The following is a 16,812-nucleotide window of genomic DNA, read 5'->3' on the forward strand; positions in this document are numbered from 1 at the left end:
CCGTGATTTTAAGTACAATTTTATCTTACAAGGGGTTTGTTTGATATAAATTGATATCTATTATCATTATACACCCTTATTATGATTTGTCAACTAAAAATTATTATCAAATAGAAAAAAATCGACAAATAGTAAAAGATTAATATTTTATAGTAATATTTTTATATTTTCTTCAGAAAACAACTTTATTTCGTTTTCAAAAAATTTCTTAGCGGTTATTCCCATCCCTTTTATTTTTTTGCCAGTGAAATTTCCGTCGTATATGTAGTTTGAGCCACATGAAGGAGATTTTTCCTTCAAAATAGCTGTTTTTATTTTGAATAATTCTGCGAGTTTGAGAGATTCTTCTGAACCCTTTACAAATTTATCTGTGTAGTGTTGTCCATCGTAATCTACAACCGAACCGTTTCTTATCTCGACGGGATTTCTCGGAGTCGGCATTCCTCCTAAAATTTCTGGGCAAAAAGGAATTAAATTGTATTTTTCTTTTAACGAATTTATTATTTCTTCATTTAATTTATTATTTTCTGCGTTGTACTTGCAATTTATTCCCAAAAGGCAAGCACTGATTAAAATATTTTCCATATTAACCTCCTGTTTAATTATATCATTTGTTTTTGTTATAATAGACGCAGGAGAAGAAAATTATGTTTTATAGAATTAAATTTATCATAAAAAGAAAATTTAAAAGATTTGTTCAGGTAATCAAAACTGGTCACGTATACACCGAGCAACAAAAAGAAATTTTCGACAATGCAAAAATCGGCGATGTGATTTTTTGTGAGATGCCGATGAGTGATTCGAGCTTGTACGATGTCAAGCCTGGTCACGAACAAAGACCGTACATCATTGTCAAGAAGATAGACGGCTTTTTGGTTGGATATCCGTCAAGTCATATCAAGCCAAAATGTTTGACAAATTACAAATACTTTGGCATTTACAAATCCATCAATGAAGATTGCTTTGTGAATGGAAAAAAAATCGACGCTTGGACCAATTCCTTTTATAATTTGTCAAAGGCAAAGTACGTTCCAATTCGAAATTTGAGATGGTTTTTCCAAAGACCGAACGATTCTGATTTGGATAGATTGGAAAAAATACTTACGATAAGAAAAAACAACAACAGCAGAGCAATAAAGATGAATAGAAAATTCAATCTTGATAAGGGCGACATTGTTTCTGATGGAGACAAATTGTTCTACGTGTATTCTAGTTTCAAGAATGACATCTACGCATATCCGATTTTTTTGGAAAAATTGAAAGGCAATGATAATGTGAAAAAAGTTAATGCGTACAACAAAAGTTATTATGCTGATATTTCGGCATCCGTGAAGTTAAATCCAGATTTGTTCAAGAACATTATCAATCAAGCTACGAGTAATTCGATAAAATCCATAGGAGAATTTAAGAAAAAGAAAAAAATAGAAAAAGCTATAATTGAAAAGAAGAAAAAAGATTTGTTCTGCAAGTTGATTCCCGGAACACTTATGGTACACAAAGAAATCAAGGATTATGTGAATATTTATATGTTCTCTAGGGCGAAAAAAAGTTACGGCGTTTACTATGAAGATAGAAAAAAAGAAAAGGTAGCAGTATTTAAATTAGAACGCTTTCAAGAGTACAGAAAATACGAGATAATTGACAGAGAAAGATTTGACAAATTGATAAATAAAATGAAATTAGACCAGATGACAAAAGATTTTATCGTTGAACAGAGAAATACATGGGAAGAAAGACTCAATCTAAGAGATTAACATAGGTTGAGTCTTTTGTTTATTTCGCAAACTGGAAGACCTATTATTGTGTTCAAATCGCCCTCGATGTATTCAATTAGACAAGGGTTTATCTCTTGTATTCCGTATGCACCAGCTTTGTCATAGACATTTTTTTCATCGATGTAAGTTTTGATGAGTTCTAAATTTTTTTCTGTTTTAGAAGCAAATTTTACATTGCTAAAAGTGTAGAAAAGCTCCTCGTATGTTTTTGTTTTCAAACAGACAGATGTCACAACTGTGTGAACTTTTCCGAGATAGGATTCGAGCATTTGAACTGCCTCGTTGTAATCTTTAGGCTTGTTCAAAATTTTTCCGTCATTTATGACAATAGTATCAGAAGAAATGTACAATGTGTTGCCTTCCAAATCTATTGCAGAGATTTTTGCTTTTGAGATTTCGCAACAAGTTAGTGCGAGCTTCTCGAAAATTTCTAGGCTTTTGTATTTTTCATAAGATTGGCGTTCAATCAATCGCTCGTCGATGTCTGAGGTTCTTGACTCAAATTCACAGATATTTTTCAACAATTGATGTCTTCGTGGAGATTTGCTCACCAAAACAACTTTGTCTGTGCTTTCTAATTTTCCAATCTTATTTACATTTTTAACGTATTTCATAATATCACCAAATATATTGTCCTATCTTTTTATAAATGTGTCAATTGGGTATATATAATTTGGTGATTATATGATATATACAGTGACATTGAATCCTTCAATCGATTACATTATGAGATTGGACGATTTCAATTCAAACGAAACGAATAGAGCGAACGCAACAGAAATGTATGTGGGCGGCAAGGGAATTATGGTGAGTAAACTTCTAAAAAATCTCGGAGTTGATTCTATTAATTTGGGATTTTTGGGAGGATTTACAGGTGAATACATGGAAAAATTACTGGATGAACTAAAAATTCATCACGATTTTACGAAAATAAAATCGGACAACAGAATAAACGTAAAATTAAAAACAAGTTGTGAAACTGAAATAAATGCACAGGGACCTGAGATTTCAACAGATGAGCTCAATGATTTTTACACAAAATTATCCGGAATCGAAGGAGGAATTGTAGCTTTTTCGGGCTCTGTAGCTAAAAATATGGACAAATATATTTACATTGATATGATAAAAAAACTTTCCGAAAAAACCAAATTTACTTTGGATACTACGGGCGATGTTTTGCTTGAAAGTTTGGAATATAATCCGCTTTTGCTAAAGCCAAACAAAGCCGAGTTGGAAGAAATTTACGGAGATAAATTTTCATCGAAAAACGAGATAATCTCATATATAAAATCGACGATGATTCCAAAAGCTGAATTTGTCATTTGTTCATTGGGAAGTGAAGGTGCGATATTTGTAAGCGATAGCAATTCTTTTTTTATTCCGGCAATAAAGAAAAACGTCATAAACAGCGTAGGTGCTGGTGACAGTATGGTGGCGGGATTTATCTATGCGTATTTGAATAAAATGAATGAGGAGGATTGTTTTAAAATGGCTGTCGCCAGTGCGACTGCGACGGTTTTCTCATACGATGTGGGAGAAAAAAATTTGATAGATGAGATTTTCAATGAATTAAAAGTTATAAATATGGGGGAAAATAATGGAAATTAAAGATTTGCTGATGAGAAATCTTATGATTATGAATCTGAAATCTACTACAAAAAAAGATGTCATCGACGAAATGGTTGAAAAACTGTACGAGGAAGATATCATAAATGATGTTATGAAATTCAGAGAAGAAATAATGAAAAGAGAATTGGAATGCTCGACAGGTCTTGGAGAGGGCGTTGCTATGCCTCACGCGAAGACAAACGCCGTCAACAAACCAGCGATTGTGTTCGCAAGAAGCACAACTGGTGTGGATTATGAAGCGCTTGATGGTGAGGACACGTATATATTTTTTATGATTGCAGCAACTGAAGGCCAAAACCAAATGCACATCGAAACGTTGGCGAAATTGTCGAAACTTTTGTTAAAAGAAGGATTTATAGATAGATTAAAAAATAGCGAATCGCCTGACGATGTTTACAAGACGATTGATGATTATTCTGACGATTTTGAAAAGAAAACAGCTCCTGTTCAAACGAGCTCAATTTACACGGAGAAACCTTACATTTTGGCTGTTACAGCTTGTCCAACTGGCATTGCCCACACTTATATGGCAGAAGAAGCGTTGGTAGAACAAGCCAAGAAAATGAATGTAACAATCAAAGTTGAGACGAATGGTTCAGATGGAATTAAAAATAAAATAACGAATGATGACATTGAAAAAGCAACTGGAATTATAATTTCAGCGGATAGAAAAGTCGAAACAGACAGATTTAACGGCAAAAAAGTCATTGAATGTCCTGTATCGGATGCGATTAGAAAACCACAAGAGTTGATTCAAAAAATCGTGGATGGAAAAGCAAACATATACAGCAAAAAAATAGAAGATACAAAACAAGAAGAAAAAGAAATAACAAATTGGAAATCAAAATTGTACCAAGACATAATGAACGGAGTTAGTCATATGTTGCCATTTGTTGTTGGCGGCGGGATTTTATTGGCGTTGTCATTCTTAGTAGAGAGATTTTTCTCGAACACATCTCCAATCTACAATTTATTCTCAGTAGGCGGAAAAGCTGCGTTCGGATTTTTGATTCCAATTTTAGCAGGATACATTGCGATGAGCATAGGTGATAGACCTGCGTTGATGCCAGGAATGGTTGCAGGATACATTGCAGGTCAAGGCGCAGGATTTTTGGGAGGATTGATAGGAGGATTTTTGGCAGGATATGTGATTATTTTCTTGAAAAATATAACAAAAAATCTTCCAAAATCACTAGAAGGAACCAAACCAATGTTGATTTTTCCGGTGTTTGGATTGCTGATAACATCGTTGGCTATGATTTTTGTAATATCACCTGTGTTCACTGTGATAAACAAATCAATCAATGGATTCTTGGCAAATATGGGAACGACGAATTCTATACTACTTGGCGCGTTGCTCGGAGCGATGATGAGTGTGGATATGGGAGGACCTGTCAACAAAGCAAGCTATACTTTCTCAATCGGAGTGTTTACTGACACAGGCAACGGAGCGTTTATGGCGGCGACAATGGCAGGTGGAATGGTCGCACCACTTGCAATTGCAATCGCAGCAAGTATTTTCAAAAATAAATTTGATGAAAAAGAAAGAAAATCTGCGATAACAAATTACATTTTAGGAGCATCGTTTATCACAGAAGGTGCGATTCCATTTGCGGCAAAAGACCCTCTAAGAGTAATCGTATCATCAGTGATAGGAAGCGCAATTGCGGGAGGACTCACACAACTATTTGAAGTAAAATCTCCAGCTCCTCACGGAGGGGTTTTCATTCTTCCGGCAATGGAATCAGTAGATAAGGCGATGTTTTTTGTCCTATCAGTTGCGATAGGTTCAATTGTCTCGGCGGTAATTTACGGTTTGTGGAAACAAAAAGCACAATAATGTTATAATATTAATGTAAAGTAGTAATTTTCAAGGAGGAAATCATGTTAGTAGCAGCGGATAAAATGTTAAAAGATGCTTTAAAAGGAAAATACGCAATAGGTCATTTTAACATCAACAATTTAGAATGGACAAAGGCGATACTAGAAACGGCACAAGAAAATAATTCACCGGTCATTTTGGGAGTTAGCGAAGGTGCAGGAAAATATATGGGCGGATACAAAACAGTTGTAGGAATGGTTAAAGGAATGATTGAAGAATTGAACATAACTGTTCCCGTTGCAATTCACTTAGATCACGGCTCATTTGAAGGTGCGAAAAAATGTATCGAAGCTGGATTTACATCTGTAATGTTTGACGGTTCAAAATACCCAATAGATGAAAACATCGAAAAAACAAAAGAAATAGTTGAACTCGCTCACTCGAAAGGAATCAGCGTAGAAGCAGAAGTCGGAGCTATCGGTGGCGAAGAAGATGGTGTAATTGGCCAAGGAGAAATCGCCGACAAAAACGAGTGCAGAAGAATTTCCGAATTGGGAATAGATTTCTTGGCAGCGGGAATAGGAAATATTCACGGAGTTTACCCAGACAATTGGAAAGGATTAGACTTCAACGCCCTTGCAGAAATCAAAAATGAAATCGGAGAAATGCCACTTGTTCTTCACGGAGGAACGGGCATTCCAACTGATATGATAAAAAAAGCGATAAGCCTTGGAGTTTCAAAAATAAATGTTAACACAGAATGCCAAATAGTTTTTACCGAAGAAACTAGAAAATATTTTGAAGAAAATAAGGACAAAGAAAAGAAAGGATTCGATCCTAGAAAAGTTTTGAAACCAGGATACGAAGCAATCAAAAAGAAAGTAAAAGAAAAAATGGAAATTTTTGGCTCAATCGACAAAGCAAACTAAAATAATAAAACAAAAACCGAGTCTAAGTGTGTAGATTCGGTTTTTTTGTGTAAAACAATAAAAAAAATAAAAAAATATAAAAAACGCTTGACAAAAGAAAAAATAAAGTTTAATATATTATTATATTAATTCAAAAGTTGAAGAAAGAGTAATAGTGAATCATTTAATTCAGAGAGCTGTTGTGTGGTGAGAAACAGCGTAAATATCATTATGAAAATCATCTTCTGTAACTGGCATACTGAAACTAGTAAGTGTGCACGTTGTGGTACAACGTTATAAAAACCGTATATTGATTGATATACTAAGTGTCTATGTTTATACATAGGAACAAAGGTGGTACCGCGATGATTCGTCCTTTATCTTTTAAGAAGATAGAGGATTTTTTTATTGTATATTTTAGGAGGATAAAATGAAAAGAAGTTTAACGAAATCGGAAATGTTGACAGTAAGTTTGATGCTGTTCGGGATGTTTTTTGGAGCTGGAAATTTAATATTCCCTCCAATGTTGGGCAAATTATCGGGAGGAAAGGTTGTTGTTAGTTTATTGTTTTTCTGTGTTACAGCGGTTGTATTTCCTATTTTAGGAGTATTGAGTGTTGCGAGAACAAAAGGTCTTACCAATTTATCGCGTAAAGTTTCATCTGTTTTTGCATTGATATTTCCTATGCTAATATACTTATCAATAGGTCCTGGCCTTGGAATACCAAGAGCGGCAACACTACCATTTGAAATGGCGTTTATGCCATATTTGCCAGAATCATTTAACGTGAACATGGCAAGATTTTTATACACGGTTGTGTTCTTCTCAGTTGCATATTGGTTGTCATTGAGTCCTAAAAAAATAGTAACTCGTTCAGGAAAATTTTTAACACCTTGTTTGTTGACACTAATAGGATTATTATTCGTTGGAGTTATATTCAAAGGCGTTAATATGCCACTAAAACCAACAGAAGCATATATGAACGCACCTCATATAAAAGGATTCTTGGAAGGATACAACACAATGGATACTATCGCAGCGCTTAACTTTGGATTGGTAATAAGCTTGGCGATAAAAGCGATGAATGTTAACGAAGAAAAAGAGGTATTATCTTACACAATAAAAGGCGGACTTGTTGCAGGAACATTTTTATTAGTTGTTTACGCTATATTATCATTTGTTGGATATTCAACTGCAGGATTATTCCCTAAAACAACTAACGGAGCTGAAATATTGACAAAAGTAACTAATTACACATTTGGTTCGTTCGGAGCTGTTTTATTGGCGTCAATATTCACATTGGCTTGTTTGACAACTTGTATAGGACTTATAACTTCAGTTAGCCAATATTTCTACGAATTGACAAACAAAATGACGTACAAAAAATGGGTGACATTGTGGACTTTGACAGCGCTTGTTGTAGCCAATTTTGGATTGAACACGATATTAAAATTATCTGTACCAGTATTGTCAGCAGTTTATCCTGTAAGTTTGATGTTGATAGTATTGTCATTAAGTGAAAATATGTTTAACAAATCGACAGCAGTTTACAAATGGACAGCTTACGTTACAGTTTTTGTGAGTGTATTTAGCACAGTTGTAAATACTCTTGAACAAAACAACGTAAGAACAGGAGCAGTGAATAATTTCTTGAACAGCTTGCCACTATACCAAGAAGGATTGGTTTGGGTTATACCAGCATTTTTCACAATGTTTGTAGGTTGTGTTTTGGTTAAAACTTTATCGGAAAAAAACAAAGATTTGAAATTAGAAACAGAAAATCAATAAAATAATAAATTCAAAAAGCATAATCTTTTTTGTGGGATTATGCTTTTTGTTTGAAAAAATTTATGGTGTATAGGATAATATTAGATAGGTGATAATTTTGAAAAATATTGACTTATTTAAAACTTTACTGAAAATCAACGCCGTAACATTTGGTGGTGGATACACAATAGTACCTATAATTAGAGATGAGTTCGTTAAAAGAAAAAAAATAATTGACGACGACGAGATGATGAAAATAATTGCACTTGCACAAAGCTGCCCTGGGGCGATGGCAATTAACACATCAATTTTATTGGGATACAGGATAAACAAAACAAAAGGAGCAATTGCAAGTGTATTGGCTGCGACTATTCCTTGTTTGGTTATTATTTCGATTGTAAGTTTGATTTACAACAAAATTCACGATAATCCATTTATCAATATGATGCTTATTAGTATGAGTGGAGCAATCAGTGCGATATTACTTTTAACTGTTGTTGATTTGGCAAAATCAAACTTGAAAAAAGACAGAGCACTTGGAATTGGAATAATGATTTTAGCATTTGTAATGGAATTTGTATTTAACATAAACGTTGCGATAATTTTACTTGCGTGTGCTTGTATAGGAGTAATGTATTCAAAGATTGTAGGTGGCAAATATGATTTTGATTAAATTATTTTGGGTATTTTTCAAAGTTGGATTATTTGCTTTTGGTGGGGGATATGCAACGCTTCCTCTTATCACAAATTTTGTCGTAAATGAAAATCAATGGATTAGTCTTAGAGAATTGACAGATGTACTTACGATTTCTCAAATGACTCCAGGACCAATAGCTATAAATTCCGCGACATTTGTTGGAATGAAAATAGCTTCTGTGTTGGGAGCTGTAGTTGCTACAACAGGTTTGGTGTTTCCAGCGCTATTAATTCTACTTCCATTGTCTAAGTTGATTTTCTCCGGAAAAGAATTAAAGTTTTTGGATTATATATTAAAAGGTATCAAACCCGCAGTTGCAGCATTGATATTCATTGCATTTATAGATTTGTTCGAATCGGCAGTGTTTAATGGCAAATTCAATTCGACAAATATCAATATTATTGCGGTTATTTCATTTGTTGTTGGATTTGTAATGTATTATAAAAAAGCTTCTATCATTAAAATAATCGGAGTTTGTGCAACGCTTGGACTTATATATCAATTTGTAATTTAAAAAAAGCCTCAATATGAGGCTTTTTGTCGTTTAAATATCTATTGAATTGTCCATCATTTTTATCGACGCTTGGTATAATCCAAGTCCTGTCAATATCCAAATAATAATGCTTGAAATAGGTATTCCCATCAATTTTGTGAATGTGTTCATTGTAATTGTATCTGAATGTTTCAGCGTTATTAATTCGCTGGCATTTACAATTCCTTTACCTACATAAGAAATAAGGTAAGGGAATCTTGTGAATATTTCTTGGTCGATTAGTGATATAACCACATTAATTACAATCATAATTATAATCCATGAGTAACCAGTTCGATTAGATGGGAACAATGATTTTGTGGCAACTATGGAAAAATACATTACAATATATCCAATAAATGAATTTGCAATAAAGCTTACAGTCAAAATTATAAACGTAAATGGAGAAACAGTAAAGTACGCATTGTCAAGCGCCAATTTAATAATTTCTAAGAATTTCGATTCACCGACAAAATACATTCCCAAAAAGTTTATCAACGTGAATGATATCGCAAATATAACTGTCCAAATAAGTGCAAATAAAATCTTGCTCAATATTATGTCGTTGCTTTTAACTGGAAGAGTGAACATCAAATATCCCCTGTCGGAATAGTAATCGCGTCTAAAAATCATGACAATTTGTACAGTCAATGCCAAGAAACTTCCGAATACTGCCAAGCAACACAAAAGAAGTAAAAGCATTTCTACAAAACCAAGTCGGTCGGGTCTATTGATTAATGAATTTTTGAATAACAAGTACAAGATGCTATTTCCAAACAATCCAACAAATAGAGATATTAAGCATAATTTAATGTTGTTTTTTAAATCGTGTTTTAATAATTTAAGCATGTTTACCTCCGAATATTTGTTTATATATGTCTTCTATGCTGCAATTGTACTGTCTTCTCAGATTTTCAACGCTGTCGTCTAATTCCACAGAACCTCTGTTGAGCATAATTACTCTGTCGAAAATTCTCTCGATATCCCTAACCAAGTGAGTAGTAATTACAAGAGTGGAGTCAGGGTCAATGTTGTCAATTATTGCATCCAAAATCTGTTCACGAGCAACCGGGTCAACTCCTGCGATTGGCTCGTCAATGATGAAAAGCTTAGCATGACGCGACAACACGAGTGCCAAATTCAATTTTTCGGTCATTCCTTTTGACAAATCGCCAATCTTCATTTTCTTTTCCAATTGCATTTGCATTATGAATTTGGAAAATTTTTTGCTGTCAAAATCCGAGTAAAAATCTTCGAATAGGGATTGAGTTTGCAAAATGGACAGATTGGGGTCTAGGAAAAATCTGTCGGGAAGATAACTTACAAATTCTTTTGTTTTGTAATCAACTTTTTGCGAGTCAATCGTAACTTCGCCTTCAAATTTTTTGATAATCCCCGCAATTATTTTTATTAAAGTTGATTTGCCAGAACCATTTGGTCCCAATAAACCAATAACCTCTCCCTTTTCAGCTGTAAATGAAACATCTTTTAATGCTTGCTTGCTGCCGTAGTTTTTCGTCAGGTTTTTTATTTCAAGTACGCTCATTTTTTCCACCTTTCATCAATAAGTTCTATTATTTTATCTTTTGGAATGTTCGTTTGATACATTTCGTTCAAGAAATCGTCTACTAATTCTAGTGCGACGTCAGTCCTCAATTTTTTTAATTTATCCTCATCTACATCTACAAATGAACCTAGGCCTCTTTTGCTCATTGTCACTCCCAATGATTCTAATTCTTGATAAGCGCGCTGAACAGTGTTGGGATTGACATCCAATTCCTTAGCTGTCTCTCTTACAGAAGGAATCTTGTCAGAGGTTTTCAATTCTTTTCTGATTATTTTGTACTTAAAATAATCTACAATTTGAATGTAAATGGGCTTGTTATTATCAAATTGCATTTTTGCTCCTTTCTCGTCTGTTCTATATAAATAATACACCGCTACAATTTAAAAGTCAAGTTATTTTAATAAAATATTTACTTTTTTTGAAGATAATTTATTTAATTCATCGACTTGTTCTTGGTTAATCGTAGAGTTTTTCTTAGCGAAAATCTTTCCTGGTGGATAAATCACGATGTCGTTGTAGATTTTTTTGTTTAGCAAATAATCGTACGTTTTGTATATTTTTGTAGAGTCTGATTTTTTATATGAACGAAGGGCTTCCAGCAAGATTTCGAAATCTTTTTTCTCATCGGCAATCGTTGAAATCAATACGAGGTTTTTGTCGTCGAACATCTCAATATAAATTCCATTTCTTATCAAATGTTCATTGACATCGCTAGGATTGTCGCATTCAAGCACAATCCTTGTAAAATCCCTCTTGCAGTTTTTCTGAATGGGGGATTTTTTGATATAGTCCAAGCCTTCAATCTCTTTGTAAAACCATTTAATTGTCTCCTTTAATTCAGAATATTTATTTTCGTTCTCACTGCAGTAATCAATCGCAAATTCAATTGAACTCATAAAAATATACGACGGGGAAGATGTCATAATCATTTGAAGATTGCTTATAGTTTTATCTATCAATTCATCATCGCAGTTGAAATTAATCGCAGCAGTTTGCGTGAATGCAGGCATTGTTTTGTGATATGAATTGATGGAAATATCACAACCCAATTGCATTGCATTTTCGTCGAAAAAGTCCAAGGCGAAATGCGTTCCGTGAGCTTCGTCGACGATTATCGTGATATTTTTCTCGTGACAATAAGCTACAAGCTTGTCGATTGGCTGATAAATCCCATAATAATTGGGGCGAGTGATGAGAACGGCTTTGATGGAGGAATCTTTTTTTAAATTTCCTACCAAAACATCTTGCTCACATACACCATCGCAGTCTATCTCCACGGACTTTCCACGAGCGAGTCGAACGCCGTTGATGACAGATTTGTGGCAATTTTTCTCAACCAGAATTTTATCATTTTCATTTAATACGCTCATTATACTTGCTATTATTCCAGACGTTGAGCCATTGACAAGATACATTGATTTTTTTGCATGCGAAAAAAGGGCAAGATTATCCCTGCCCTCAGCTATAATATTATTTGCATGGTACAAATCATCCGTATCGGATAATTCCGTCACATCAATCTTTAAAATATTTTCAAGAAAATCGCTGATTTCATTTATTTTTTTGCCCTTGTGACCAGGCATATGAAAGCTAACTTTTTCATTTCTATTTACAAGATTATCATACAAACTACGCATTCAACATTTTCTCCACTTCTACCATAATCGCACATTCGGTACGTTTCTTTTGCATTGCACATCCCAACTCGTATGGTTTGTAAATGTCGTGGTTAAAATTGTACGCATTTGCATGGCAACCACCTGAACAGTAGAATTTGCACCAGCAATTTTTGCAATCGTCTTTTGTAAATACATGGCAATGCAAAAATTCTTGACGCATATCTTCTGGTAAAGTCAAATTTTCATCTAAAATATTGCCCATTTTGAACTTTTCGTTGCCGACAAATTGGTGACAAGGATAGATATCTCCCTCTGGTGTCACCGCAACGTATTCGCAACCTGCTCCGCAACCTTGCATTCTTTTAATTACACAAGGACCTTGAGTCAAATCGACCATAAAATGGAAGAATTTGAAGTTTGAACCATTGACTTGGTCTTTTGCATAACACACAGCTAATTTTTCGTATTCATTTAAAACAGTGTCCAAATCTTCCTTAGTAATAGCGTAATCATCATAATCACTGTCTACAACGGGTTCGATACTCGACAATTCAAATCCCAAATCCTTGAAGTGTTTCACATCTTCTGAAAAATCCAAATTCTTCTTAGTGAAAGTACCCCTTACGTAATAGTACTTTCCTTTCCTACCTTTGATGAGTTTTTGCATCTTTGGAACGATAATATCATAAGAACCCTTGTCGTTCAAAGTTTTTCTCATATTATCGTTGACAGATTTTCTACCGTCAAGACTGAGAACGACATTGTGCATATTTTCGTTGATAAAATCAATTTTCTTGTCGTCCAACAAAACGCCGTTAGTAGTGATTGTGAATCTGAATTTCTTACCTTTTTCATCGGCTATTTCGTTGCCGTATTTTACTAATTTTTTTACAAGCTCGAAATCCATTAAAGGCTCTCCACCGAAGAAATCAACTTCCAAGAATTTTCTCGAACCGCTGTTGTCCACCAAATATTTCAAAGCTTTCTTGCCGACTTCTTCAGTCATATAAGCTTTGTGCCCGCCGAAATCTCCTTGTGAAGCGAAACAATATTCGCACTTCAAGTTGCAATCGTGAACAACGTGAAGGCACATCGCCTTTAGCACAGGTTCTCTCTTTTTGAAATCTTCAATGTGAAGATAATCATCCGATGAAAAAAGCATATTAGCCTTTTCCAATTCTCCAATTTCATTGATAGAATCTCTGACAGATTCTTCAGGGTATTGAGGTAATTTTTCCACTATCTCATCTGCACTCAAATTTTTGTAATAATCAAGTACATCGTAACTTATGTCGTCAAAAACATGGACACTTCCACCGTTTACATCCAAAACAATGTTGTGACCATTCATTTTGTATTTATGTATCATATAATTCTCCTTTCAGCTACCGTACTATTTTATAGAAAATTCCGAATTAAGTCAATAAAAAACGAAAACCACTCGAAAGAGTGGCGTTTGTTTAATAATCTCATAGCTGACTTTCGTACTCTAATGAGTTCAAAATCATTATGTAAACAAGATTATCTATTTTCGTTTTCGCATTCTTGGTTAGCAACTGTGCAAGAAGTTTTGCAAGCTGATTGGCAAGATGTTTGACATTCACCACAACCACCTTTGCAAGCTGATTCTTTCAAAGTGTTAGGTGTCAAAGTTTTAATATGTTTTTCCATAATATTCACCTCAAAGTTATTATATCACAAAATCGAAAAAAATGTGGAAATAAAATTTGAAATGGATAATCAAAAAAAATATTGAATAAAAATAAAATTGATGATATATTAATTAAAAAGGGGAGAGCAAAATGTTCAAATATATCACACAAAACAAAAAATTATTCTACTTAACACTTTTTACAGCGCCGATTGCCGTTGGATTTGACATTGGATTGGCATCACTTTTGAGAATTATAACTGATGCAGGAACTAGTGGACAAGAACAACTTTTGCCCAGATTAATTCTGATTTCTGTGCTGTACATAATTTTTGCAAGTATTTCCGATTTATTATATCGAAAAAGCACAGTAGAACTTACGAACAATTGTATATTTAATGTTAGAAATGATTTGTTCAACAACATAACAGACGAATCTCTCATCAAAATATCTAAACAGAATAGCGGATATTATATATCAATGTTTTTGAATGATTTGGAAGATTTGAAGATGGATTATTTCAAAAATATGGTGTCTTCTTATCATGAAATTCTAAATTTCGTAATATCTTTAGTTTTGCTTGTCAAAATCGACATAATAATGGCAGTCACAATAATAATATTTTCTGTGGTGCAACTAGCAGTGCCATTTATTTTCGAAAAATTAATCGAAAAAAGACAAGAAGAACTTATGAACATTAGAAATGAATACACGTCGAGTTTGCAAGAATTTGTGAACAATTTCAATTTGATTAAGTTTTTCAAAAGAGAAATTATTTTTCAAAAAATCAACCGAGATAAATCCATTGAATATCGTAACGCATCGAATACCAAGGAAACTTTGAGCAAAACTATTTACGTTTTATCATTTGCTAGTTCGTTGGCAATGTATTTGGGTTGTATGTTGGTCGGAATTTGGCTAGTGTTTAAGGATAGAATAACCATCGGTCAAGTAATAGAATCCAGTCAATTGATGGCTTATGTGACAGGACCGTTGTTGAATTTCACAGATATAATGACAAGTTTCAAATCATCAAAGCCTGTCCAAAACAAAGTTATGAATTTCATCGAAGAAGAACAACCTGTTGAAGTAGAAGATGAATTTGAATTTAGTAATTTGAAATTAAACAATATTTCGTTCAAATATCCAACAAGCGACAAATACGTATTGAAAAATTTGGATTTTACATTTGAAAAAGGCAAAAAATACATTATTATTGGAGAAAGTGGAACGGGTAAATCGACCATATTTAAATTATTGCAAAAACAAGAAATTGCAACAGAGGGAGAAGTTCAGCTTAACAATAAAAATATTTTGGATATTATAGATAGCACGTATTATTCTAAGATTGGATTTGCAACGCAAGACACTGGAATATTCACAGCCAGCATTAAGGACAATATATCCTTGTTTGACAACGAACCTGTAGATGACACAATCATCGAACAACTTGGATTGAATGCTTTGATTAATTCCAAACCAAAAGGAATGGACACTGTAATTTCCAGCGAAGACAAATCTATCTCAGGTGGAGAAAAACAACGTATAGCCATTGCAAGACTTCTCAACGAAAACTTCGACTGTATATTATTAGACGAATCAACATCCTCATTGGATAAAAATAGCGTGGATATCGTTGAAGAATGTATACTTTCGAAAAAGGACTTGACAGTAATAGCAATCACACATCATTTGACAAGTAAAGCCATTGAAATGAGTGATTGTATTTTAAAATTAGAAGACGGGAAATTAGTACCAGTTACAATGTAAAAAATTGCACGACTAACCTCGTGCAATTTTTTCATTTATTATCATTCTTTGTTTTCTTCTATTGTTTAAAAAGTTAATCAATGCTCCGCTGAATATTAACACATAGCCGATTATACTTAAATAATCTGGGATTTGATGCAAGAATAAAAATCCGAACAATCCCGTGAAAATTATCGTCGAATAATCAAACACCGATATTTCCGAGGCTGGGGCAAACTTGTAAGCCAATGTAATTCCAAATTGTCCGATAAGAGCCGCAAATCCGACGCCGATGAGGGCAAGGATTGACGCTGTATTCATTGGAACAAAATTAAATATCATATATGGGACACAAACCAAACACGAAAATCCCGAGAAGAACGCCACGATAAAAGAACTGTTAACTCCGAGATTGTTCAATTTTCTTACGCAAGTATAGGCACCGCCTGCAGAAATTCCACCCAAAATTCCTATTAAATATGGGAAAATTTCGTGGATTTTTAGTGTCGGTTTTACGACGAATAAAACCCCTACAAATGCTATTAAAATCGAAATGATGTGTTCTTTTTTTAGCTCTTCTTTGAGGAAAATCCACGACAAAATCAACGTCGCAAAGGGAGCTAGTTTGTTGAGGACTGACGCATCGGAAATAAAAAGAGTATCCAAAGCGTAATAATTACAAAAAATTCCAATTGTCCCAAATCCTGCCCTCAAAATCAATGGCCTCCAAGGGATTGATTTTATATCGTGAAGTTCGTGTACTTTTTCTTTTTTATCTGATTTCAATAAAAGTGCAAATGCCACCAAAAAAGCAACCAAATTTCTGAAGAAACTTTTTTGAATAGTTGGCAAATCTCCAGCAAGTGGTATAAATAAATTCATAAGTGCAAATCCAAATGCTGAAAGTAGTATTGCTATAATACCTTTAGTTCTGTTATTCATTTATTACCTCCGTATTAATAAATGATATCATAAAACAATGTAGAATTAAAATTTCAAATTTTTACAAAAAAATCTGCCAATTGAAAGGCAGATTTTGGTTGTGCACTTAAGTGTGTTGAGCGAACGAAGTGAGCGAAACAAAAAACCACCTG

The 16,812-nt window shown here is 33.8% G+C and carries 17 protein-coding genes and 1 other annotated feature; of the genes, 8 read left to right on the top strand and 9 right to left on the bottom strand.

The window, feature by feature from the left end:
• Window positions 1-147 precede the first annotated feature (147 nt).
• Window positions 148-585 carry a DUF523 domain-containing protein gene (locus Q0X02_RS03900; protein ID WP_297811849.1) on the bottom strand — a complete coding sequence of 146 codons (438 nt, stop codon included), beginning with the start codon at window positions 583-585 and terminating at the stop codon, window positions 148-150.
• Window positions 586-647: 62 nt separating this feature from the next.
• On the opposite strand from Q0X02_RS03900, the gene Q0X02_RS03905 reads away from it, so the two are divergent.
• Window positions 648-1,754, top strand: a complete 1,107-nt coding sequence (locus tag Q0X02_RS03905) for a hypothetical protein (RefSeq protein WP_297811852.1) — start codon at window positions 648-650, stop codon at window positions 1,752-1,754.
• On the opposite strand, the gene Q0X02_RS03910 is transcribed toward Q0X02_RS03905, so the two are convergent.
• The gene (locus Q0X02_RS03910) at window positions 1,751-2,389 is read right to left on the bottom strand and encodes a nucleoside triphosphate pyrophosphatase (protein WP_297811855.1); all 639 of its coding nucleotides are present in this window, start codon (window positions 2,387-2,389) and stop codon (window positions 1,751-1,753) included. The genes Q0X02_RS03905 and Q0X02_RS03910 overlap by 4 nt on opposite strands.
• Window positions 2,390-2,459: 70 nt before the next feature.
• On the opposite strand from Q0X02_RS03910, the gene pfkB reads away from it, so the two are divergent.
• From pfkB to Q0X02_RS03940, 6 genes are all read left to right on the top strand, one after another.
• Window positions 2,460-3,383 (top strand): 1-phosphofructokinase, encoded by a 924-nt coding sequence (gene pfkB / locus Q0X02_RS03915; RefSeq protein ID WP_297811859.1) that lies wholly within the window; start codon window positions 2,460-2,462, stop codon window positions 3,381-3,383.
• On the top strand, window positions 3,373-5,244 hold the full coding sequence (locus Q0X02_RS03920) for a fructose-specific PTS transporter subunit EIIC (RefSeq protein WP_297811862.1): 1,872 nt from the start codon (window positions 3,373-3,375) through the stop codon (window positions 5,242-5,244). Before pfkB ends, Q0X02_RS03920 begins: the two co-directional genes overlap by 11 nt.
• Window positions 5,245-5,288: 44 nt before the next feature.
• Complete coding sequence (gene fba, locus Q0X02_RS03925; protein WP_297811865.1) at window positions 5,289-6,155, top strand: class II fructose-1,6-bisphosphate aldolase; 867 nt, start codon at window positions 5,289-5,291, stop codon at window positions 6,153-6,155.
• A 130-nt stretch (window positions 6,156-6,285) separates the two neighbouring features.
• Window positions 6,286-6,515: a binding site (T-box leader), on the top strand.
• A gap of 49 nt (window positions 6,516-6,564) precedes the next feature.
• The gene (gene brnQ / locus Q0X02_RS03930; RefSeq protein WP_297811868.1) at window positions 6,565-7,923 is read left to right on the top strand and encodes a branched-chain amino acid transport system II carrier protein; all 1,359 of its coding nucleotides are present in this window, start codon (window positions 6,565-6,567) and stop codon (window positions 7,921-7,923) included.
• Window positions 7,924-8,011: 88 nt separating this feature from the next.
• Window positions 8,012-8,575 carry a chromate transporter gene (locus tag Q0X02_RS03935; RefSeq protein WP_297811870.1) on the top strand — a complete coding sequence of 188 codons (564 nt, stop codon included), beginning with the start codon at window positions 8,012-8,014 and terminating at the stop codon, window positions 8,573-8,575.
• Complete coding sequence (locus Q0X02_RS03940; protein ID WP_297811873.1) at window positions 8,562-9,113, top strand: chromate transporter; 552 nt, start codon at window positions 8,562-8,564, stop codon at window positions 9,111-9,113. The genes Q0X02_RS03935 and Q0X02_RS03940 overlap by 14 nt, the downstream gene beginning before the upstream one ends.
• Window positions 9,114-9,143: 30 nt before the next feature.
• Here Q0X02_RS03940 and Q0X02_RS03945 read toward each other — a convergent pair whose 3' ends face one another.
• The 6 genes from Q0X02_RS03945 to scfA all read right to left on the bottom strand — a co-directional run bounded on the left by Q0X02_RS03945 (window position 9,144) and on the right by scfA (window position 13,988).
• A complete protein-coding gene (locus tag Q0X02_RS03945; RefSeq protein ID WP_297811876.1) occupies window positions 9,144-9,980 on the bottom strand; it encodes an antibiotic ABC transporter permease in 837 nt (278 codons plus the stop codon).
• The gene (locus Q0X02_RS03950; protein WP_297811878.1) at window positions 9,973-10,677 is read right to left on the bottom strand and encodes an ABC transporter ATP-binding protein; all 705 of its coding nucleotides are present in this window, start codon (window positions 10,675-10,677) and stop codon (window positions 9,973-9,975) included. The genes Q0X02_RS03945 and Q0X02_RS03950 overlap by 8 nt, the downstream gene beginning before the upstream one ends.
• A complete protein-coding gene (locus tag Q0X02_RS03955) occupies window positions 10,674-11,030 on the bottom strand; it encodes a GntR family transcriptional regulator (RefSeq protein ID WP_297811884.1) in 357 nt (118 codons plus the stop codon). Before Q0X02_RS03955 ends, Q0X02_RS03950 begins: the two co-directional genes overlap by 4 nt.
• A 60-nt stretch (window positions 11,031-11,090) precedes the next feature.
• Entirely contained in the window at window positions 11,091-12,335 is a 1,245-nt protein-coding gene (locus Q0X02_RS03960; RefSeq protein WP_297811887.1) for an aminotransferase class V-fold PLP-dependent enzyme, read from the bottom strand.
• On the bottom strand, window positions 12,328-13,686 hold the full coding sequence (scfB, locus tag Q0X02_RS03965; RefSeq protein WP_297811890.1) for a thioether cross-link-forming SCIFF peptide maturase: 1,359 nt from the start codon (window positions 13,684-13,686) through the stop codon (window positions 12,328-12,330). The genes Q0X02_RS03960 and scfB overlap by 8 nt, the downstream gene beginning before the upstream one ends.
• A 152-nt stretch (window positions 13,687-13,838) precedes the next feature.
• Entirely contained in the window at window positions 13,839-13,988 is a 150-nt protein-coding gene (gene scfA / locus Q0X02_RS03970) for a six-cysteine ranthipeptide SCIFF (RefSeq protein ID WP_002835215.1), read from the bottom strand.
• Window positions 13,989-14,119: 131 nt separating this feature from the next.
• On the opposite strand from scfA, the gene Q0X02_RS03975 reads away from it, so the two are divergent.
• The gene (locus tag Q0X02_RS03975; protein ID WP_297811892.1) at window positions 14,120-15,739 is read left to right on the top strand and encodes an ABC transporter ATP-binding protein; all 1,620 of its coding nucleotides are present in this window, start codon (window positions 14,120-14,122) and stop codon (window positions 15,737-15,739) included.
• Window positions 15,740-15,751: 12 nt separating this feature from the next.
• Here the strand turns inward: Q0X02_RS03975 and Q0X02_RS03980 are convergent, their stop codons facing one another.
• Window positions 15,752-16,660 carry a DMT family transporter gene (locus Q0X02_RS03980; protein WP_297811895.1) on the bottom strand — a complete coding sequence of 303 codons (909 nt, stop codon included), beginning with the start codon at window positions 16,658-16,660 and terminating at the stop codon, window positions 15,752-15,754.
• Window positions 16,661-16,812 lie beyond the last annotated feature (152 nt).

It is taken from the genome of uncultured Finegoldia sp. (assembly GCF_947252345.1).
Taxonomy (GTDB): domain Bacteria; phylum Bacillota; class Clostridia; order Tissierellales; family Peptoniphilaceae; genus Finegoldia.